Below are 21,139 nucleotides of genomic sequence, written 5' to 3'. Positions count from 1 at the left end.
TCCGCCCGGGCGGTGGCTTTTTTTGATGGGAGCAAATAGCGGAGTAAATAAATAGGGCAGGTGAAACGAACGGGAGCATAACATCGTTTATGTTATAGGCGGTGGTATATTAACGGTCCTTCATGATCGTATAGGAGGTTACATTATGAAGAAAGTGGAATGGCTGCTCCCGACTATGGTCGCCGCCGGACTGCTGCTGGCGAGCTGCTCTCCGACGAGCGATCCGGGTAAAGGCGGTGAAGGGGCCGGGGAGAATACATCTTCGTCGATGAAGGAGAGTGTGCAGCAAGCGGAAGCTCAAAATACGAATGCTCAAAAGGCGAGTGCACACGTCAAGCAAGAAGCGCAAGGCGGAACGCCGGAGACCCCGGAGCCCCCGCCAGAGGCACAGCAGGACAAATGGACGTCGGGCGATTTCAACGCAAGCCGCAATGCGGACGGAGCGCTAGTCGCGGTACCGGCCGGTCTGAAAGAAGATTACTTCATCGATAACGGAGCTGTTGTTGAGCTGGAGGGAGAGACGTTGGTGATGGCCAACGTGTTTTCCGGGGACGAGGGGGCCGTTAAAGTGATGTTGTCCCGTAAACCCGGCGAAGCCGAGGTAAAGACCGTGTGGAGCGAGACGATAACGGACACGAACAACCGCCGGTATAATGCGTTTATTAGACAGCTGATGGTCAAACTGGATGAGACGCGGGTACTGTTCCTCGAACCCGAAATTACGAATAACGGCGGCAAATTTCACCTTTCCGAATTTAATGCCCGAACGGGAAAAGTCACGCGGATCAGAGAAGACTTTTGGCCGCTGTTAAACGACAAGTACGACTATGACTACATGTATCAGTACCGCTGGGATAGCGGGCGGAAGAAGCTGTTTTTGCAGAGCTATCTCGGTTTGGTGAGGGTGTTTGATTTGCAGGGCGGCAAAGATGAGGCTCCCGAGCGGTTGTTCCGGGTGATTCCCCACTCCACGACCGGAATCCCGTCCCTGTTCCCGTCGCCCGACCTGGAACGGTTTGTTCACGACGACGAGAGCGGGAAGGTAACTTTCTATAAGATGGACGGCACCCCGCTGGGGAAAATCAAGCTGCCTGCGGACAAGTACGTCCCGTCCGAGAAAGTGAAATGGAATCCGGCGGGTTCGATCGCCTGGATGGAGTCATCGCCGGAGGGGCAAGGCCGGATCAAGGACATCGATATCGACTATTTGAGCATCGCGCCGCAGCGGATCGATTTCTATGACAAAGACGGAAAGGCTTTGGGATCGATTCGGGCGGAAGCGGGGGACGACCGCGCGCTGGATATCGTAAGCTGGCTTGACGCATCCACCGCGCTCGTCAAATCCTACAAGTTCGTGCCGACAGGTGACGATTCCTACGGAATTGAAGAGAAGGAAGCGACTTACTACGCCTATAATGTTCTTCTAAAGAAGAAAAGACGAAGCCCAGGCGGGACGGAGAAGGAGAAGGCACAGGTGAGCAAGGAGCAGACGAAGGTCATCGTAGGAACGAAAGAAATCGTATTTCCCGAAGATTAGCATCAAGTTCAACTTATATTATTTACAAAATGAGGGGGAGAGTTTAAAATAAACATAAAGTTTCTCTAATGCAAAATTATTGTCCTAATACAAAAATGATTATCGTTCTCAATTACATGCTGCCTTGGGGCCACCCAGGGGCAGCATGTGCCATTTTAAGGGGGTTAACAATAGTTTTCATTCTCAATTAGCCCTCCCCCTGAAGTATCCCAAACAAGGAGGAAATCAAAATGCAAGCTAAAGCCGTTCATAAATCACTGCCTGTTCCGGTCCGGACAATGAATTCCAAAAAGCCGGACCCGCGCCGCCGGGAATCAATTCTGCGGCTGTTTCGCCACCGGGAGATGCTGCTGGCCCTGTGCAGCGGGGCGCTCATGCTGGCGGGCTGGGGAGCCTCGGATTGGTCCTACGAGTTCTCCGTCGTGCTGTATATTGCCGCTTACGGTCTCGGCGGTTTCATCAAAGCGCGCGAAGGAATAGCCACGTTAATCCGCGATAAAGACCTCGATGTCAATCTGCTGATGATCGCCGCGGCGGTGGGAGCGGCTTCCATCGGATATTGGAACGAGGGGGCGATGCTGATTTTTATCTTTGCGCTCAGCGGCGCACTGGAGAGTTTCGCGAGCGAACGCAGCCGCAAGGATATTTCCGCGCTGATCGCACTGAAGCCGGAAACGGCCCTGAAAGTCGAAGGGAGCGGGATAAAAAAGGTGGATGCCGCGGAATTGGCCTCGGGCGATCTGGTGCTGGTCAAGCCGGGGGAAGTCATCCCCGCGGACGGGATTATTCGCAGCGGCGGGTCGGCCGTGAACCAGGCGGCGATCACCGGGGAATCCATTCCGGTCGACAAGTCCGTGGAAGATGAGGTGTATGCGGGCACCTTGAACGGGGAGGGGGCGCTTTATGTCGAAGTCACGCGCCCGGCGGAAAACACCCTGTTCGCCAAAATCATCGCCATGGTGGAGCAGGCGGAACAAGAAACCCCACAAACCCAGCGGTTTATCAAAAAACTGGAGGGGCGCTATGCCAAAGGCGTTGTGGCGGTAACCGCCGCCCTGCTTCTGCTGGCCCCGTTTGTGCTTGGATGGTCCTGGCCGCACACGTTTTATAAGGCGATGGTGTTTTTGGTCGTAGCTTCGCCCTGCGCTTTGGTCTCCTCCGTCATGCCGGCGATGCTGTCCGCCATGTCCCGGAGTGCCCGTAAAGGTGTGTTGTTCAAGGGCGCGGCGTACATGGACCTGCTCGCTGGCGTCAAGGCGGTCGCCTTCGACAAAACCGGCACGCTGACCACAGGAACTCCGGTTGTGACCGCCTTGATCACAGCGGAGGGCTGGGACCGGGGCGTTGTGCTCGCGGCCTGCGCGTCGGCGGAACGGCTGTCGGGCCATCCCCTGGCCCGAGCCATTGTGAACCGGGCGGAGGAAGAGGGGCTGGAGCTTGCGGCCGCGGAGGAGATGAAGGCGCAGCCGGGCTGGGGCATCGAAGCGATGGTCGAGGGCCGGCTATGGCGGATCGGGAAGGCGGACCCAGACGCGGCGGAGCTGCCGGCTTCGCTGCGGACGGAACTCCGGCGGCTGGCCGAAGCGGGGCACACGGTTTCCGTCATCCAGTGCGACGGCAGCTATGCCGGTGTGATCGCGCTTCGCGACGAGATCCGCCAGGAGGCCAAGCGGGCCGTGCAGCAGCTTCGGCAGCTCGGTGTTACGGCGGCGATGCTGACGGGCGACCGCGCCGAAACGGCCCGGGCGGTGGCAGCCGAGGCGGGCATCGACCTGGTCTACGGCGATCTGCTGCCGGAGGAGAAGGTTCGCCATGTCGGGGAGCTTCGCGCCCGGTTCGGGCAGGCGGCGATGGTCGGCGACGGCGTCAATGACGCCCCGGCGCTGGCGGCCTCGACCGTCGGCATCGCGATGGGCGACGGCGGCAGCGGCGCGGCCCTGGAGGTGGCCGACGTCGTGTTGATGAACGGTCACCTGGAACGGGTCGCAGATACGATTTCGCTCGCGGTCCGGGCCAGACGGATCGTGAAGCAGAACCTGGTTTTTGCCGGGGCGGTGATTCTCTTGCTGATTGCCGGCAACTTTGTGCAGGGCATCCCGCTTCCGCTCGGCGTAATCGGGCATGAGGGCAGCACGATTCTTGTCATATTAAACGGGCTGCGCCTGCTCCGGTAACCATCCATAGAGGTCACACGGGCTGCCCCATATGCGATATACAGCATTCGTCTTCATCAGACCTTCATTTAAACTTCACTGAACCCTTCCGGTACGATGATTGACACTCTGGCGGGGATTCCACATAATTAATTTCATAGTTGTAGTATTTGTAAACTGCCTTGAAGGAGGATTCATTATATGTATAAATCGATTATTATCGGAACCGGACCGGCGGGGTTAACCGCCGCCATTTACCTGGCTCGCGCCAATTTGAACCCGCTGGTTATCGAAGGACCGCAGCCGGGCGGGCAGCTTACCACTACCACGGAGGTTGAGAACTTCCCCGGATTTCCGGAAGGAATTCTGGGACCGGAATTGATGGACAACATGAGGAAGCAAGCGGAGCGCTTCGGGGCGGAATTCCGGACCGGCTGGGTGAACAGCGTGGATATGAGTTCCCGGCCGTTCAAGCTTCAAGTGGAAGGACTGGGGGAACTGGTCACCGACACGATCGTCCTGTCGACGGGCGCTACCGCCAAATACCTCGGAATTCCCGGAGAAACCGATAACGTCGGCCGCGGGGTCAGCACATGCGCAACCTGCGACGGTTTCTTTTTCCGCGGTAAAGAAATCATCGTTGTGGGCGGGGGAGACTCCGCTTTGGAAGAAGCGGGCTTCCTGACGCGCTTTGCATCCAAGGTGACCTTGGTGCACCGCCGTGACGAGCTCCGCGCCTCCAAGATTATGCAGGATCGCGTGCGTTCCAACGAGAAGGTCGCATGGGCACTCAATCGCACGCCGCTTGAAGTGGTGACCAACGATGTCGGCGTAACCGGTCTGAAAGTACGCAACAATGCTACCGGAGAAGAGGAAATCCTTCCGGCGGCCGGCGTGTTCGTGGCGATCGGACATCATCCGAACACCGGCTTCCTGGGCGGACAAATCGATACGGATGAGAATGGGTACATTATTGTGAAACCGGGCACCTCCGAAACCAATGTCCCTGGCGTGTTCGCTTGCGGCGACGTGCAGGATACGCGTTACCGCCAGGCGATTACCGCAGCGGGCAGCGGATGTATGGCTGCGCTCGATTGCGAGAAATTCATCGAGAACCTGGAGCATCAAACTGCCGCGACGGCCGTTAACTAATCGGATTCCAAGGGGAGAACCCGCTGTCATGGAGAATGTTATCGTATGCGAGCGGTTCCGGTGACCGTAATCGGCGAACACCGTATTCTGGGGATGAATAAAACCCAGTTTGAGAAAGCTTTGGCTGACTAAGCTTCAAATAGATATAATCAGGGGGCCTTCTGAGTCTGTAACAAGACCGGGGTTCCGTAAACAAGTGTTTGCCCGCTTGTTCGCGCCTTTGTTTTAGGGAATAGAAGAACGTTCAGAAATGAGCGTTCTTTTTTGTTAGTGGCATTTAGGACATTCATAGGAAAAACCTATCATAATGATACGAATAATAGTATTGAACGATACGTTTCCCGCGATTTATACTGAACCGAAACACTGAAGCGAAAGCTAATTTTAACAAGGAGACTAAAATGAATGGAACATTTACTCAAACAAGAGTTTTCCAAAGCGGCATTCGATAAGGCCAAACGCATAATCCCCGGTGGAGTGAACAGCCCGGTTCGCGCATTTGCTTCCGTCGGGTTGACTCCTGTTTTTGCAGCGGGAGGCAAGGGGGCGCGCATATACGATATCGACGGAAATGAATTCATTGACTATATCGGCTCATGGGGGCCGCTCATATTGGGGCATGCCCATCCACAGGTGATTGAAGCCATACGGGAAATTGCGGAACGGGGGACGAGCTTCGGATTGGCGACGGAAATTGAAACCAAGATGGCCGAGCTGATTTGCGCAGCCGTGCCATCCGTCGAAATGGTACGTATGGTGAATTCGGGCACGGAAGCCGTCATGAGCGCGTTGCGTTTGGCCAGAGGATATACGAAGCGTCAAAAAATATTGAAGTTTCAGGGAGGCTATCATGGACACTCCGATGGAATGTTGATCAAATCCGGGTCCGGCGTGGCAACGTTGGGCTTGCCGGATAGCCCGGGAGTACCGGACGGCATCGCGGCGAATACCCTTACTGCGGCTTATAACAGCTTGGACAGTGTACGAATGGCCTTTGAGCTGTTCGGTGAACAAATCGCCGCCGTCATTGTCGAGCCGGTTGCGGGAAATATGGGGGTTGTACCACCTTTGCCCGGATTCCTCCAAGGATTGCGGGAGATTACGTTGCGTTACGGAAGCCTGCTTATCTTCGATGAAGTGATAACGGGATTCCGCGTGGATTACCATGGGGCGCAAGGGTTATACGGAATCCGGCCGGACCTCACGTGCCTAGGCAAAGTGATTGGCTGCGACTTCCGGTGGGAGCTTACGGCGGCAAACGTGAAATCATGGACCAGATCGCCCCCGCCGGGCCCATCTACCAAGCGGGAACGTTATCCGGGAACCCGCTCGCCATGGCGGCCGGATATGCGACCTTGCGAGGGCTTTCGAGGCCCGGAATTTATGACGATTTGGAAAGTAAAGCGGCTCGATTGGCTAAAGGGTTCTCACAAAATGCTGAAAAAATAGGAGTTCCGTTAAAGGTGAACCGGGTAGGTTCGCTGCTTTGCCCTTATTTTACGGAGCATGATGTCGTCGATTACGAAACGGCCAAATTATCGAATATACGGTTATTTACACAGTACTATGCAGCCATGCTGAAGTCCGGTGTTTTGACCGCCCCCAGTCCTTTTGAAGCTATGTTCGTATCGGCAGCTCATTCGGACGAGGACATCGAAACGACGATAACGGCACATGATCAGGCATTAAGAGCGATCATGGAGGAACTGGGAAGATGAACATTGCTTAGCTTTTGTTTTCGTTTTTTACCGTCGCAAGCAATTGCTCCTTAAACACTCGGCTTGCCGCGCATAAATATTTGTTTTTTCGGTAGACAAGGCCAATTTGGGTAGTAAGCACCGGATTTTTAATCGGGATCGTCCGAATATCCTTATTGTCGATATAATCCAGGTAGCCTTTCGGCAAAATGGTGACGCCGACGCCTTGGACGACCATATTGATGATGGATTCCATGGTTGTCATTTCCACAATCCGCTGCGGTTTTATATCAAGTGCGCGGCACTGCTCATTGATCAGTTGTCTCAAAAAATAGGAGCCCGGCAATAGAACGCTAGGGGTTTCTTTTAATATATCAAGCGTAACGGACGGTTCCTTGACGACCGGATGATTGACAGGCGCTGCAAGGGCAAGTTTTTCCTCATATAACGGGATCGCTTCCAGATCTTCATGCTCCATCGGCAAATAGACAATGCCCAAATCGAGTTCATTTTGCAGAAGCCCCTCGAAAATATCCCTGGTTCGCAAACCAAGAACGGAAAGCTCGATATTAGGATAACTGCGGTGAAAACCGATCACGGTAGGGGGAAGCAAATAATTGACTACCGTCAGCAGGGTGCCGATTTTTAATGATCCTCTTTTCAGGCCTTGCAGCTCACTGATTGCGGCGCGTGCCTGGGATAACTCGTGAAAAACATGGTAACTGTGATGCAGCAATGTTTTGCCGGCTTCAGTAATCAGGGTTCGTTTACCGATACGATCAAACAAGGGCATTCCGATTTCGTGCTCGAGCAAACGAATTTGCTGGCTCAACGAGGGCTGGGCAATCCCCAGCTTCTCGGCGGCGCGGGTAAAATGCAACTCCTCGCATACGGCCATAAAATACTCTAATTGCTTCAGTTCCATAAGTCAGCCTCCCGGTCTTTTCCGATAGGGAATTACTATGATTATAATCTTAACTATAAGAAATATCTAATAGATGCGGAGGTTATTATATGAAAGTTCATTATTTGCAGCACGTTCCCTTTGAATCACTGGAACATATAGCGGTGTGGGCCAAGGAAAAGGGACACGAGATAACAGGTACATTATTATATAAAAATCATTGTTTCCCGTCCATTTCGGAATTCGATATGCTTGTCATTCTGGGCGGACCAATGGGGGTTCATGACGTGGAGATGTTCTCTTGGCTTGCCGCGGAAAAACAATTTATTAAAGAGGCGATCCGGCAGCGGAAGCTGGTGCTGGGGATATGCTTGGGGGCGCAACTGATTGCTGAAGTGATCGGGGGAAAGGTATACAAAAATCAGTATAAGGAGATTGGCTGGTTCCCGGTAAAGCTGACGGAGGAGGCAGAACACTCCAGATTTTTTAAAGAGGTTCCGGACGAATTTATAGCGTTTCATTGGCATTCGGACACATTCCAACTGCCGGAGAAAACGAAGAGAATTGCACTTAGCAGAGGTTGTACGAATCAAGCGTATGAATACGAAGAACATGTGGTCGGGTTGCAATTCCATTTGGAATCCAGCCATACCGGCATCGATAAGCTGATTGCCCACTGTGCCGGCGAAATGGATCAGGGGGTATATGTCCAACGTCCGCACGAAATGCTTGACCAGGCAGAATATATGGCTCTATCGAATGCCGTTTTGTTCACTTTGCTCAATACCCTGGAAAGAAATTATCGTTGCGGTAATTCCTTATGAGAGATGTTGAAGTGCTTTCGATTAATGTAGGTCGAAATCGGATGGTCTTACAAGAATTGTAAAGCGTTTGGACGGAATCGAGGCAAATCCACGGGAAAGATTGACCGGAGATATATGAGGTGAAGTTGAGCAGTTTATGTTGCAGCCATAGCCCGCCCATATTCACCCCATCCAATAAAAAGGAGCTTGTCCGCCGCGGCGATCGCAATCGCTACTTGGAACAAGCTCCTTATTTTTGTGCGGCCGGAGCCGTTCTATGTGTTGCCGGTAACAAGCAAGTTTAGTTGAGCAGACTTACCACAAGCTGAAAAACGAAATAACCGATGACGCCGCTGCCGATCAGGCCGAGGCCCGCCTTTTTTCGGCCTTGGAATAAGCGCAGCACCCCGAGGCTGACCAAGGGAGCGATAATCAGCAAAAAGAACATGACGGTGACAAACAATTCAATGGAAATATCCGAAAGATTGACAATGGTCATAGCTTTTGGTCGCTCCGTTTCTATCGGGTTTGAAAATACAATGATTTATATCACATTATTATAGTTTAATTATACCAAAGCTTGCTTCCATTTGGGAAAGACGATGTCTTAAAATAAGTCAATTTCACGTCATTTTTTGCTCCGGCGGGGGAAACATTTTTCGCGCTATTCCTTCGATTCGCCTCGACAAAACTAGAAGACCTTTGCGGGACAGCCTGTGCTACAATGGGCTTAAAGCCAACGGATTCACCCGCAAGATACATACGATCCCCGGAACCCGAACCTTATAGAGGAGGTTAGATGAACATGGGACAGAGTACGCCTAAACGCTGGATTGCGGTCGGACTGCTTGGAACTGTGCTGATGGGAAGTGCGGCGGAAAATTGGAGTACTCCGGTATTCGCCTCAACCGACCGCAAGACATATGTGACCTCCGCTTACGCTATACAGCAGGAGATGACCGCCGGACTGAAGGCCCGTGCAACCTCTATGACTATAAAATATAAGGGACCGACGAAGAAACTGGAGAATTTGCTGAAGCAGGCGATGGAGGGAGCGCTGGAAAGCGATCCTTACACCAAGTATGTGGTCGAAGGATACACCTATACTTGGCGGGGGACGACCGGCATGGCTAAAATCGATTTAAACGTCGAGTATCGCGAAACCGCCGAGAATACCCGCTATGTGGATAATCAGGCTTCGGAAATATTAAACCGGATTATCACACCCGGCATGAACGGCCATCAGAGAGTGAAAGCTATACACGACTACGTGGTGCTGAATCTGGAATATGACAAGGACTTGAAAAAATATACGGCCTATGAGGCTTTAAAGACCGGCGAAGCGGTCTGCCAGGGGTATTCGCTGCTGACTTACAAGCTTCTGAAGGGAGCCGGGATCGAAAACCGGATCGTCGAGGGCGTGGCCGGCGGCCAGCTTCATGCCTGGAACCTCGTTAAATTAGAAAACAGGTGGTATCATCTCGATACCACCTGGAATGATCCGTTGTCCGCCCCGAAGGACCGGATCCGTTACGATTATTATTTGCGAACCGATGCCGAGCTGCGGAAAGATCATCACTGGACGGCCTCCCGCTATCCGGCGGCTCCCACGCCTTACCGCCACGCATTGCGCGAACTGGCGGACCGGGGCGGCGACGGTGCGGAAGTGTACCGAAAGCTGGAGCGGCAGCTCGGCTTCGAATTGTATAATCCCGATGCCGCCGTCCGTACGGCGGCGGAGCTGAAGGAGAAGGTCGGGCAGGAGCTGCGGGCCGGCGGGCTTACCGTCACGGTCCGCTATGCCGGTTCCGAGGACCTGCTTGTCGAGAACCTCGGCACCCTCTATGATCTATCCATCGACCACATCAAGTATCTTGCCGAGCCTCTTGAAGGGACGGGGGACCTGCGGGTGGAGATCCACTGGGAAACGGACTGATTCCCCGATCCTTCTAATGGCTCGCCGTGCTGTGCCGATCCTATTCCATCGGCCGGGCCGGCGTATCGAAATCGCATTCCTGAAGGGGAATGAGCTTCGACCGCTTGATCCATTTGTAGCCCAGCCAGACGGCGAGGAACAGCGGAATGCTGATATAGGAAACGGCAATGCCGTACCAATCGATCCGGCCGCCTGCAAAGGCGGCCATATTTTGTCCCAGAATGACGACGATACAGAGGACAAAAGCAAACAGCGGGCCGAACGGAAACCATCTTGCTTTGTAAGGCAGGTCCTTCAAATCCCGCCCTTGGGCGACATAGGCCCGGCGGAAACGGTAATGGCTGACGGCGATGCCGAGCCACGTAATGAATCCGCACATCCCGGAGGCGTTCAGCAGCCAGTTATAGACGACCCCGTCCCCGAACAGGGAGGCGAAAAAGGCAGTCATACCGATCAGCGTCGTCAGCAGCAGGGCGTTGACCGGCAGTCCGCGGCGGCTGAGTTTGGCGAGAAACTTCGGCGCTTTGCCGCGCTTGGCCAGCGAGTACAGGACGCGCGAAGACGCGTACATCCCGGAGTTGCCGGCCGACAGCACGGAGGACAGAATGACCGCGTTCATGACGGAAGCGGCAAAGGCCATGCCGGCTTTCTCAAAGACGAGCGTGAACGGGCTCACCCCGATACTCTCCAGCCCGCTTTTGAGCAGGTTGGGGTTGGTGTACGGAATAATCAGGCCGATAACCAGGATCGCTAAAATGTAAAACAGCAGAATGCGCCAGAACACCTGGCGAATGGCCCGGGGCACATGCTCGCGCGGATTGTCGCTTTCCCCGGCGGCCACGCCGACCATTTCCGTTCCCTGGAAGGAAAATCCCGCGGCCATAAAGACGCCGAGGAACGTGAAGAACCCGCCATGGAACGGGGCGTCGCCCACGGTAAAGTTTTTGAAGCCGATCGCTTCGCCGCCCATAATGCCGAAGATCATCAGCACGCCGACAATCAGGAACACAATGACAACGGTGATCTTGATCATGGCGAACCAATACTCCGATTCGCCGTAGCCTTTGACGGACAGGACATTCAACCCGAGGATCAGGGCGAGGAACAGCATGCTCCACAGCAGGGAGGAGCTTTCCGGAAACCAGTACTTGATAATCAGCGTAGCCGCGGACAGCTCGGCCGCGATCGTAATCGCCCAGTTGTACCAGAAGTTCCAGCCCATCGCAAACCCGAGGGACGGATCGACAAACCGCGAGGCATAGGTTTCAAAAGAGCCCGAATCCGGCATATAGGTGGCGAGTTCCCCCAGGCTGGTCATCAGAAAATAAACCATAATGCCCACCGCCGCATAGGCGAGAAGGGCGCCGCCGGGTCCGGCCGATGCGATCGCACCGCCGCTGGCGAGAAACAGACCCGTCCCGATGGAGCCGCCGAGCGCAATCATCGTCATATGCCGGGCTTTAAGTCCGGGCTTGAGGGACTGCACGGTGCTGATATTTTTTTTGCTCATCCATAAACACTCCACTCTAAAAAAAATGATAAATTTGCGTCATTCCTGCATCTAGTGCCCCATCAGACAACCCTGATAACATAAAATTCCTGCATATCTGCATGTTTTTTTTCTGTTTGGAACAATGATTTCAAAATTCCTGCAAATCTGCAGGAATTTTCGACGAAATCGGCTCGTTCTCTAAAATTGCCAGAAATGCCTGCAGATTTGCATCTTTTTTCGAATCCCCGCGGGGACAGGCCAAAAATACCTGCAGATTTGCATCTTTTTGGAGTTGGAAGGGTCAGAAAGTGCGCCAGGCCCCTGATCTCCATGAGTTAAATACGATTTTTCTCCTAGCACGATGTCTGAAGGGGCACTAGTATCCTCCAGATGCGGGAAATTCAAGCTGCGGGACCGGGAAAAATAGAAAAAGACCGCGGAAAGGGATCCGCGGCCTGACTTATATACCGACGCACCCTCACCATTCCTGCCAAGATAGCTCAACACGGTTCTTCCGGTGAAGAATAACCGTGACAGTTCTGTCCCTTTCGGTAACAGCCCCAGCATGCCGCAGGTCCAGAAGCGGTGCGGCGACGCTTCGGCGACGGTGCCTTTCCACGGGAATCACGGGCGGCTTCCAAACGCCTCCTCCAGTGTACTCTTCACAGTCGCGACCTCTACCCCACCTGAAAATGATGAGGTTCCTATTCAGTTCATTAACTCGGTCTTGCAACAATGTAATAGTATATAGCAAGCCGGCCGATGCGACAATGTCAAAATTTTGTCTTTTACGATTTGTCGGCCGCCCGGTCGCGTTTGGCCATCTGCTGCCAAACGGTGCCGGCCGCCTGTTCGCCCGATTCGATTCGTTCCACGGCCATTCTGGCCTGGAGACCGACCTCGAATTCGGGATCGTCCACGGCGGCCTTGAGCGCGTCCAGAGCGTCGTCCGTGCCGACCTCGTAAAGGAAGCGGGCGGCCCGCCAACGGACAAGCTTGCTCGGGTCCTGCAGCGCGGCGATCATCGGTCCGGTGGCGGCGGGGTCGCCGATATCGGACAGCGTATCGCCGGCGGTGCGGCGCACGGCGGCGGAGTTGTCGCGCAGCGCTTCGTAGAGCAGCCCCATCGCCTCCGGCGTGCGCACATCGCCGAGATACACCACCGCGAGCCGGCGCACTTGCATTTGCGGGTCGCGGACCGCCTCGGCCAGCAGCGGCAGCGCGCCGGGTCCGGGCTTCAGCGCCTCGAGCCCGGCGTAGCGCACGTGCCAATCCCCGTGCCGCATCCGCTCCCGGACCTCGTCCAGGCTCAGCTCGCGCCGCTGCTCGACGAATTCCGCCTCGCTGCGCCCGTGCGCGATCGCCTGCGTCTTGATCGCTTCCAGCCGCTCAGGCGGATAAGCCGCCTCAAGCTCCTGCTCGACCTCGCGCGCGATCTCCTCCAGCTCGCCGTAGCGGACGCCGTAATCCGTCAGCTTGCGCTCCTTGATCAGCGTGGCGCTGGCCACTTCGGTGACGGCGGAGACAAAGCGCGTCGCGAGGGAAATCCGTTCTTCGCGGGTGCCGGATTTGACGCGGATTTGCATCGGGATGCCGCGGAAAAACTGGACGAACACCTGGGCTTCGCCGTAGCCGGCCGCCTCGGCCGTCCCGGGATCCCAGGCGGAGTCCACCCGATCCTGGCCGAATTGCTCCTGGACTTCGGCCAGGATCGCCGCCCAGTCGGCATTGCCTTTCCGGTCCAGCGCGATAAAGTCCGCGGTATGAAAAATGCTCTTGACCCCCGGAATCTGGAGCAGCTGGCCGATCCAGGCCGGCGCGGAGCGGGCGTTGTCGAGCGTGTATGTTTTGCGGATTCCCGGTTCCAAGCTTTCGTCCAAATGCAGCTTCATGGAGTTGGGACTTGGAGTCGGTTCGATAAATACAATTTTCATAGGATGTTCACATCTCCTTTCAAAGTCTATTTTAACCGATGCTCGCCGAGATCCCAACAATTTGCGACAGGGGTCTTCATCCGCGGTGGGGAGGGGTAAGGAATAAAGGGGAGCCGGATTGGCACATGCTACCTAATGGGAAAACAAGGGACGATTTCCAAGAGGGGGACAAGGCCATGTTTAAAAAGCAGGAAAAAACGCTGACCATTGTCTGTCTGGTTGTCGCCGCCATAATGCTCTACGCGTTTATTAAAAGCGCCGTTCGGTTCATGAACTATTACTAAGGAGTTGGTGTCGGCATGCTGTCCCTGGATCCGGTGACGTTAAGTCGAATTCTAACCGGGGTGACTCTGTTTGTTCATATTATTTTCGCTTCCGTCGGCGTCGGCATTCCGATGATGATCGCCTTGGCCGAATGGCGGGGCATTAGCACGAAAGATCCTCAATATACGCTGCTGGCCCGCAGGTGGGCCCGGGGCTTTGTGATCTCGGTGGCGATCGGTGTGGTGACCGGAACTTCCATTGGCCTGCAGCTCAGCTTACTCTGGCCGACCTTTATGCGCGTAGCCGGTCAGGCGATCGCGCTTCCGCTGTTTATGGAGACGTTCGCCTTTTTCATTGAGGCGATCTTTCTAGGAATCTATTTGTATACCTGGGACCGGTTCAGCAAACCGCTCCTCCACCTGCTGCTGCTCGTGCCGGTGGCGATCGGTTCCTCGGCTTCCGCGTTTTTTATTACGACCATGAACGCATTCATGAACACGCCGCAGGGGTTTACGTTAAAAAACGGCGTTTTCGCCGATGTTCAGCCGTTTGTGGCGATGTTTAATCCGGCCACGCCGACGAAGGTGTCGCATGTACTGGCCTCCTCCTACACGCTGAGCGCCGGTCTGCTGGCCGGGATTGCGGCGTTCAGCCTGCTGCGCGGGCGCAAGGAAGCCTACTTTAAGAAGGCGCTGAAGCTCACCGTCACCGCATCCTTTGTGTTCGCGCTCAGCACCGCGGTCATCGGCGATTTTTCGGGGAAGTTCCTCGCTCAATACCAGCCGGAAAAGCTGGCGGCCGCCGAATGGCATTTCCAAACGATGGAGCGGGCTCCGCTCATTTACGGCGGCGTATTGGATGACAATGGCGAGGTCAAGTACGCGCTGGAGATTCCGTACGCGCTTAGCATTTTGGCGGGAAATTTGCCGGATACGAAAGTGATCGGCCTGGAGGAATTCCCGGAGGATGAGCGGCCGCCGCTGCTCATTCATTATATGTTCGATCTGAAAGTTACGATCGGCATGCTTCTTGTGCTGATTCCTTTCCTGTTTTTGCTGCGGAAGCGGCTCCCGGGCAAGCTGCGGGGAAAGGGGTATCCGAAATGGCTTTTGCTCGGCATCGTGGCGCTGGGACCTCTGGCCATGGCCGCGATCGAACTCGGCTGGATGTTTGCCGAATTCGGCCGGCAGCCCTGGATCGTAAGGGGCTACATGAAGGTATCGGAAGCGGCGACTTCGTCGGAGCATGTCGGCTCCATGCTGATTCTGTTCATCGTTTTGTACATCATCCTCTGCGTGTCCTGCATTTACGTGCTCGCCAAGCTGTTCCGGAACAAGGATGTGGCTGAAGAGATGAAAGAGTTCGGTATAGCGGGAGGGGATGCGAAGTGAGTTATGAAATGGTCGGCATTACGGCGCTCTGGACGTTTTTGTTCGGATACCTGATCGTGGCTTCGGTCGATTTCGGAGCGGGCTTTTTCAGCTATTACAGCGTGATTACCGGCCACAAAAATAAAGTGCACAACATCATTCAGCGATACCTCTCCCCGGTCTGGGAAGTGACGAACGTCTTTCTTATCTTTTTCGTGGTGGGGCTGGTCGGGTTTTTCCCCGATTCCGCTTATTATTACGGGACGGCGCTCCTGGTTCCCGGCAGCTTGGCCACGGTTCTCCTGGCGCTGCGGGGGGCTTATTACGCCTTCAATACCTATGGCAGCAGCAAAGAGAACAACAAAATCTACATGGCCATTTACGGGGCGACGGGCCTGTTGATCCCGGCGGCTCTATCGACGGTACTGGCGATTTCCGAAGGCGGGATTATCGAGGAGAGAGACGGCCGCGTGGTATTGGATTGGGGCAGGTTTCTCAGCAATCCGTATACTTGGTCCGTCATTTTGCTGGCGTTGGTGTCCGTGCTCTACATTTCGGCGATGTTCTTGGCCTATTATGCCGATCGAGCGGGCGACCCCGGCGCCTTCGAGGTGCTGCGCGGCTACGCGCTGATGTGGAGCGGGCCGACCATTCTGGCCTGTGTGTTTGCCTTTTTTCAGATCAACCGGCAAAATCCCGAGCATTTCGCGAATATGCTGAACATGGCGTGGATGTTTATCGCCTCGCTGATTTGTTTTCTGTTGGCGGTTTATTTTATATGGAAAAAGCGTCTCCTCGGCTGGTCGTTCCTGCTGGTTATCCTCCAGTTCGGCTTTGCCTGGTACGGCTATGGCCGAACCCATCTGCCGTACATTCTGTATAAGCAGGTCAGCATTTATGAAGCCATCACGAACGAAACGATGGCGGTGGCGCTCATTACCGTTTTTGTCGCCGGATTGTTCGTCTTGATTCCTTCGCTGTTTTTGCTGATGCGGTTGTTCCTGTTTGACGCGAAATACGTGCGGGGCCATTCGCCTAAGAAAGGATGAGAGCTTGCGGATGGAACATTTTATGATGATGGTGGCGCCTTGGCTGGTAGTTGTTTTCTCGCTTGTGTTTTTGTTTGTTTTTGCCTGCAGGTATAAAGATCCCTCGGAGTGAACGGATTGGCCGGGGAGCGGCGACGCTGCCAAATTTGGCTTTGCTTTCCCCGGTGCATTACAATGGATAGGAACATCATCCGGCGGATGGAGAGGAATGGAAGGAGGAAGTCTCGGTATGCCGAGAACGCGCTACAACAACCTGGATAACATCAGTACGGACAAAACGTTAAAGCAGTTTAAACAATGGCGGGAGGAACGCCGCAGAAAGAAGAAGGACTACTCCTACATTATTCCGAATTCGGAACCCCAACTGGATTATCTGCAGGGGAATAGAGAAGAAACGACGATTACCTGGATCGGTCATTCGACCTTCCTGATCCAATATGAAGGCTTAAATATCGTGACCGATCCGGTTTGGGCCTCCCGGATGGGGTTTCAGCGGAGGCTTGGCGCACCGGGCATTCCCATCGACGACGTTCCGGACATCGACGTCATTCTGATTTCGCACTCCCATTATGACCATATGCACGTGTCCTCCATCCGGCGGCTTTACGGAAGCATGACACAGATCATCGTGCCCAGCGGATTGGCGCGCAAAATGATACGCAAAGGATTCCAGCGCACCCGGGAATTAAAGTGGTGGGACCATTTACAGATCGGGGACGCCAAAATCTCATTCGTGCCGACCCAGCATTGGACGCGGCGCACCTTGTTCGATACGAACACCTCCCATTGGGGCGGGTTCGTTCTGGAGCCGGCGAATCCCCGGGAAGGGGAGAAGCGGCAGGTGGTGTATTTTGCCGGGGACAGCGGTTATTTCCGCGGCTTCGCCGAAATCGGGGAGCGCTTTGAGATCGACGTGGCGCTGCTGCCCATCGGAGCGTATGAACCGGAATGGTTCATGACGAGCCAGCACACGACGCCGGAGGAAGCGCTCCAGGCCTTCGTGGACGTCAAGGCCAAGCTGATGGTGCCGATGCATTACGGCACGTTCCGGCTGGCCGACGACACGGCGCGGGAGGCGCTCGACCGGCTCGAGGCCGACCGGCGGAAGCGCGGCATCCCGGAATCGGCGATCCGCGTGCTGCTGCACGGCGAGACGCTGCGCTTCCCGGAGGCGTGACGGCGGGGCGCGCGGTGCGGAGGTAGAGCGAGGGGCGGGCCGGAGGCCAGGCCGCCCGAAGCGGCGGGCACTGCATCGGCCACCTTCCCTTCGAAAGCCGGGCAGGTGAATAAGGGGCTTTTGCTGCGCTATTTTGTCGAATTCGGCGGGGCGATGTGAAATAGCGGCCTTTTAGGCCCTGAAGCTGCATCAAACCTGACAGGGTGCTGCCTATTTTGAAACTTGTCGCCTCGGTGTGGCGAGTTGGATCCGGCGCGCCCCATTTCCCTAACCGTCGGCGCATTTTAACGCTAACGGTTGCCACAGCCGTTATTTGCCTCGAAAACGCCGACTTCCCATTCTAACGGCCGCCACGGCGCTTATTTCGCAAAAACAGGCTGTTAGGGCGAGAATCCAGGGGAAATAACGGCGCTCACGACCGCTAGAATTTCGAAAGGGTTACTTTTCGCTAAATAGCGGCTGCTACAGCCGTTAGACTTTCCATGTCTCACCATGGTTGCACGATGTCAGGCTGGATGCAGCGTCAGTGGTAAAGGCCGCCTCGTGCCTATTTCTCCTTCCTCAGCTTCTCCCTACCCTCTCCGTACATTTGACCTCACACGCCGCCTTCAATCCGCAGATCGTCCGCCGAAGCAAGTTACTCCAACTACCTATTTACTCCATCCGCCGGATTTCCCAGATCCGAGGTTGACTATTGTTGCCGCCGGGTGACCTGGATTCGAAGATTGGGGATTTGCCCTTTTTCATTTGTTCCGTATCTTGAAGGCAATGAATGGGCTTCCGGGAGTTTCTATGCTATAATATTGACCCAGTAGTGGATAATGGATAAAGGATGGGATTGCTTAAATGATCAGTACAAATGGTGTAACGCTCCGATATGGAAAACGGGCACTTTTCGAAGATGTAAATATAAAATTTACGCCGGGCAACTGCTACGGATTGATCGGAGCCAACGGAGCGGGAAAATCGACCTTTCTGAAAATTTTGGCGGGGGAAATCGAGCCTAATCAGGGCGAGGTCAGCATGACGCCGGGGGAACGCCTGGCCGTTCTGAAGCAGAACCATTACGAGTACGATGAGTACCCTGTACTGGAGACGGTTATTATGGGGCATGCGCGTCTCTATTCGATTATGAAAGAGAAAGACGCGCTGTACGCCAAGGCGGACTTCTCCGAAGAGGACGGGATGCGCGCGGGCGAGCTGGAGGGCGAATTCGCCGAGCTGAACGGCTGGGATGCGGAGCCTGACGCGGCCGCGTTGTTGATCGGGCTGGGGATTCCGCGCGATCTGCACGACAAGAATATGAAGGAGCTTAGCGGCAACGAGAAGGTCCGCGTTCTCCTGGCGCAAGCGCTGTTTGGCCGTCCGAACAACTTGCTGCTGGACGAACCTACGAACCACCTGGATCTGGAATCGATCCAATGGCTCGAGAATTTCCTTATGGACTACGAAGGCACCGTAATCGTCGTATCCCACGACCGTCACTTCCTGAACAAGGTATGTACGCATATTGCGGATATCGACTTCGGCAAAATCCAGATGTATGTCGGCAACTACGACTTCTGGTATGAATCCAGCCAATTGGCGCTGCAAATGCAGCGGGATGCGAACAAGAAGAAGGAAGAGAAGATCAAGGAGCTGCAGGCTTTCATTCAGCGTTTCTCGGCCAATGCTTCCAAGTCCAAGCAGGCGACTTCCCGGAAGAAGCAGTTGGACAAAATCACGCTCGACGATATCCGTCCGTCCAACCGGAAATATCCGTTCCTGCACTTTAAAGCGGAGCGGGAGGCCGGCAAGCAATTGCTGACGGTCGACGGTCTGACCAAGAGCCTGGAAGGCGAGAAGGTGCTGGACAACGTGAGTTTTGTCGTCAATAAAGGGGACAAAATCGCTTTCGTCGGTCCAAACTCGCTGCCCAAGACAACCTTTTTCCAAATCGTTATGGGCGAACTGGAAGCCGATGCCGGCGAATACAGCTGGGGCGTAACCACGTCGCAGGCGTATTTCCCCAAAGACAATTCGAAATACTTCGACGGGGTGGACATCAATCTGGTCGATTGGCTCCGTCAGTACTCCAACGACCAGGACGAGACCTTCCTTCGCGGCTTCCTTGGCCGGATGCTGTTCTCCGGTGAAGAGGCTCTGAAGAAGGCTAGCGTGTTGTCCGGGGGCGAGAAGGTTCGCTGTATGCTGGCAAAAATGATGCTGAACGGCGCAAACGTGCTGCTGTTTGACGAACCGACCAACCACTTGGATCTCGAATCCATCACAGCGCTGAATAACGGGCTGATCGATTTCGACGGGACGATTCTGTTTACGTCCCATGACCATCAGTTCATTCAAACGATCGCCAACCGGATTATTGAAATCACGCCAAACGGTATTATTGACCGAGTTATGACTTATGATGAATATCTGGAAAGCGAAGAGATTCAAAATTTGCGCAAGTCAATGTACCCGGAAGAAGCGTAAATGCCGGTGGGGACCAACACTCACCGAACCGGGGCGTCATCAAATAAAGAGGCTGTCCCAAAAGTCATCATAGATGACTGAGGGGCAACCTCTTTTAGTTTGTCAAACAAAAAGAAACCACTCTTTGGTAAAATGGAAGTACCACCAACCATTACCCAAAAGGAGAGGTTTCTTTTGTACATTCAATATACCATGGATCAACTCTGTTTACCAATGGATTTAGAAGAGGATATCCCCGAAAATCATCTCGTTCGCGTGGTTAACGCCGCCGTAAATCGTCTCGACGACGCTATCTTCGACCCGTCTTACCCTGGAGGCGGACGAGACAGCTACCATCCTAAAATGCTCACCAAAGTTATCATTTACGCCTACACACAGCGCATCTATTCCTCTCGCCAGATCGCCAAAGCTGTCCGCGAAAACATCATGTTTATGTGGATCGCGGGTCGTCAGCGCCCAGACTTCCGTACCATCAACCGATTTCGATCAGAACGAATGAAAAGCACACTGGAGACTGTGTTTACTGCCGTTCTTCAGTTTCTGGCAGAGGAGAACTACATACAGTTGGAGCATTATTTTGTAGACGGCACTAAGATTGAAGCGAATGCCAACCGATATACCTTTGTTTGGGGGAAGGCTATGGTGAAGCATAAAGCCAAGCTTCAGGAGAAAGTCCAGACCCTATTTGAAGCCATTGAGGAAGCGGAGAAGCAAGAAGAAGGAATTCACGAAGGTCGGGATCTTCTCGAGCTGGGTGAGTCCTCTACTATGACCAGTGAGAAGCTGGAGCAAGCAGTCAAGCAATTGGAAGAGCGCCTGCGGGAGAAACCGAAAGACAAGCCGCTCAAGAAGGCGGTGCGCACCCTCCGTAAGGACTTGCTTCCGCGTCTTCAAAAGTACGAAACACAACAAGCAATTTTAGGTACTAGAAACAGCTACAGCAAAACGGACCCTGACGCTACATTTATGCGAATGAAAGAAGACCACATGCGAAATGGTCAACTCAAGCCGGGATACAATGTGCAGATCGGCACCGAAAATCAATTTATTGTCGGTTACAGTTTACACCAGCGCCCGACCGATACGCGCTGCCTCATCCCGCATCTTGAAAAGTTAAAATCGCAGTTAGGAAAGCTCCCGGGCACCGTCATCGCCGATGCGGGCTATGGTGGTGAAGAGAATTATGACTACCTGGAGCA

Annotated in this window: 15 protein-coding genes, 1 pseudogene and 1 riboswitch; of the genes and pseudogenes, 12 read left to right on the top strand and 4 right to left on the bottom strand. The window is 54.3% G+C overall.

Annotated elements, in window-relative coordinates:
• Nucleotides 1–145 precede the first annotated feature (145 nt).
• From V4U88_RS26545 to hemL, 4 genes and pseudogenes are all read left to right on the top strand, one after another.
• Nucleotides 146–1,537: a hypothetical protein gene (locus tag V4U88_RS26545; RefSeq protein ID WP_334076185.1), complete on the top strand. Its 1,392-nt coding sequence runs from the start codon at nt 146–148 to the stop codon at nt 1,535–1,537.
• Between the two features lie 230 nt (nt 1,538–1,767).
• On the top strand, nt 1,768–3,711 hold the full coding sequence (locus tag V4U88_RS26540) for a heavy metal translocating P-type ATPase (RefSeq protein WP_416367301.1): 1,944 nt from the start codon (nt 1,768–1,770) through the stop codon (nt 3,709–3,711).
• Between the two features lie 180 nt (nt 3,712–3,891).
• Nucleotides 3,892–4,842, top strand: coding sequence for a thioredoxin-disulfide reductase (gene trxB, locus V4U88_RS26535; protein WP_334076184.1), 951 nt, complete (start codon nt 3,892–3,894; stop codon nt 4,840–4,842).
• A gap of 405 nt (nt 4,843–5,247) precedes the next feature.
• Nucleotides 5,248–6,560: pseudogene (hemL, locus tag V4U88_RS26530) on the top strand (glutamate-1-semialdehyde 2,1-aminomutase).
• 7 nt (nt 6,561–6,567) lie between these two features.
• Here hemL and V4U88_RS26525 read toward each other — a convergent pair.
• On the bottom strand, nt 6,568–7,464 hold the full coding sequence (locus V4U88_RS26525; RefSeq protein WP_334076183.1) for a LysR family transcriptional regulator: 897 nt from the start codon (nt 7,462–7,464) through the stop codon (nt 6,568–6,570).
• A gap of 89 nt (nt 7,465–7,553) precedes the next feature.
• On the opposite strand from V4U88_RS26525, the gene V4U88_RS26520 reads away from it, so the two are divergent.
• Entirely contained in the window at nt 7,554–8,267 is a 714-nt protein-coding gene (locus V4U88_RS26520; protein WP_334076182.1) for a type 1 glutamine amidotransferase, read from the top strand.
• 280 nt (nt 8,268–8,547) lie between these two features.
• Here the strand turns inward: V4U88_RS26520 and V4U88_RS26515 are convergent, their stop codons facing one another.
• Nucleotides 8,548–8,745 carry a hypothetical protein gene (locus V4U88_RS26515; protein WP_334076181.1) on the bottom strand — a complete coding sequence of 66 codons (198 nt, stop codon included), beginning with the start codon at nt 8,743–8,745 and terminating at the stop codon, nt 8,548–8,550.
• A 306-nt stretch (nt 8,746–9,051) separates the two neighbouring features.
• Here V4U88_RS26515 and V4U88_RS26510 point away from each other — a divergent pair, with 306 nt between their 5' ends.
• Nucleotides 9,052–10,182 (top strand): transglutaminase domain-containing protein, encoded by a 1,131-nt coding sequence (locus V4U88_RS26510; protein ID WP_334076180.1) that lies wholly within the window; start codon nt 9,052–9,054, stop codon nt 10,180–10,182.
• Between the two features lie 40 nt (nt 10,183–10,222).
• On the opposite strand, the gene V4U88_RS26505 is transcribed toward V4U88_RS26510, so the two are convergent.
• A complete protein-coding gene (locus tag V4U88_RS26505; RefSeq protein ID WP_334076179.1) occupies nt 10,223–11,692 on the bottom strand; it encodes an amino acid permease in 1,470 nt (489 codons plus the stop codon).
• A 470-nt stretch (nt 11,693–12,162) separates the two neighbouring features.
• A riboswitch (Lysine riboswitch) is annotated at nt 12,163–12,362 on the bottom strand.
• Between the two features lie 100 nt (nt 12,363–12,462).
• Nucleotides 12,463–13,608 carry a virulence factor gene (locus V4U88_RS26500; RefSeq protein WP_334076196.1) on the bottom strand — a complete coding sequence of 382 codons (1,146 nt, stop codon included), beginning with the start codon at nt 13,606–13,608 and terminating at the stop codon, nt 12,463–12,465.
• Between the two features lie 299 nt (nt 13,609–13,907).
• Between V4U88_RS26500 and V4U88_RS26495 the strand changes: the two genes are divergently transcribed.
• The 6 genes from V4U88_RS26495 to V4U88_RS26475 form a co-directional block, all read left to right on the top strand.
• Nucleotides 13,908–15,263: a cytochrome ubiquinol oxidase subunit I gene (locus V4U88_RS26495; RefSeq protein ID WP_334076178.1), complete on the top strand. Its 1,356-nt coding sequence runs from the start codon at nt 13,908–13,910 to the stop codon at nt 15,261–15,263.
• Nucleotides 15,260–16,291, top strand: a complete 1,032-nt coding sequence (locus tag V4U88_RS26490; protein ID WP_334076177.1) for a cytochrome d ubiquinol oxidase subunit II — start codon at nt 15,260–15,262, stop codon at nt 16,289–16,291. Before V4U88_RS26495 ends, V4U88_RS26490 begins: the two co-directional genes overlap by 4 nt.
• 10 nt (nt 16,292–16,301) lie before the next feature.
• Nucleotides 16,302–16,403, top strand: a complete 102-nt coding sequence (cydS, locus tag V4U88_RS27080) for a cytochrome bd oxidase small subunit CydS (RefSeq protein ID WP_416367300.1) — start codon at nt 16,302–16,304, stop codon at nt 16,401–16,403.
• 117 nt (nt 16,404–16,520) lie between these two features.
• On the top strand, nt 16,521–17,468 hold the full coding sequence (locus V4U88_RS26485) for an MBL fold metallo-hydrolase (protein WP_334076176.1): 948 nt from the start codon (nt 16,521–16,523) through the stop codon (nt 17,466–17,468).
• A gap of 846 nt (nt 17,469–18,314) precedes the next feature.
• Nucleotides 18,315–19,940: an ABC-F family ATP-binding cassette domain-containing protein gene (locus V4U88_RS26480; RefSeq protein ID WP_334076175.1), complete on the top strand. Its 1,626-nt coding sequence runs from the start codon at nt 18,315–18,317 to the stop codon at nt 19,938–19,940.
• A gap of 174 nt (nt 19,941–20,114) precedes the next feature.
• Nucleotides 20,115–21,139 (top strand): IS1182 family transposase (locus tag V4U88_RS26475; protein WP_334074676.1); only part of this gene is annotated, 1,025 nt, incomplete at its 3' end.

The sequence above is a fragment of the Paenibacillus sp. A14 genome, from assembly GCF_036864815.1.
GTDB classification, from domain to species: domain Bacteria; phylum Bacillota; class Bacilli; order Paenibacillales; family Paenibacillaceae; genus Fontibacillus; species Fontibacillus sanfengchensis.
This window is presented reverse-complemented; position numbering and strand designations above follow the sequence as displayed.

Bases quoted from the DNA above. Each gene is read 5' to 3' on its own strand.
- V4U88_RS26545 (WP_334076185.1), top strand. From the start codon at position 146: ATGAAGAAAGTGGAATGGCTGCTCCCGACTATGGTCGCCGCCGGACTG.
- V4U88_RS26540 (WP_416367301.1), top strand. From the start codon at position 1,768: ATGCAAGCTAAAGCCGTTCATAAATCACTGCCTGTTCCGGTCCGGACA.
- trxB (WP_334076184.1), top strand. From the start codon at position 3,892: ATGTATAAATCGATTATTATCGGAACCGGACCGGCGGGGTTAACCGCC.
- V4U88_RS26525 (WP_334076183.1), bottom strand. From the start codon at position 7,464: ATGGAACTGAAGCAATTAGAGTATTTTATGGCCGTATGCGAGGAGTTG.
- V4U88_RS26520 (WP_334076182.1), top strand. From the start codon at position 7,554: ATGAAAGTTCATTATTTGCAGCACGTTCCCTTTGAATCACTGGAACAT.
- V4U88_RS26515 (WP_334076181.1), bottom strand. From the start codon at position 8,745: ATGACCATTGTCAATCTTTCGGATATTTCCATTGAATTGTTTGTCACC.
- V4U88_RS26510 (WP_334076180.1), top strand. From the start codon at position 9,052: ATGGGACAGAGTACGCCTAAACGCTGGATTGCGGTCGGACTGCTTGGA.
- V4U88_RS26505 (WP_334076179.1), bottom strand. From the start codon at position 11,692: ATGAGCAAAAAAAATATCAGCACCGTGCAGTCCCTCAAGCCCGGACTT.
- V4U88_RS26500 (WP_334076196.1), bottom strand. From the start codon at position 13,608: ATGAAAATTGTATTTATCGAACCGACTCCAAGTCCCAACTCCATGAAG.
- V4U88_RS26495 (WP_334076178.1), top strand. From the start codon at position 13,908: ATGCTGTCCCTGGATCCGGTGACGTTAAGTCGAATTCTAACCGGGGTG.
- cydS (WP_416367300.1), top strand. From the start codon at position 16,302: ATGGAACATTTTATGATGATGGTGGCGCCTTGGCTGGTAGTTGTTTTC.
- V4U88_RS26485 (WP_334076176.1), top strand. From the start codon at position 16,521: ATGCCGAGAACGCGCTACAACAACCTGGATAACATCAGTACGGACAAA.
- V4U88_RS26480 (WP_334076175.1), top strand. From the start codon at position 18,315: ATGATCAGTACAAATGGTGTAACGCTCCGATATGGAAAACGGGCACTT.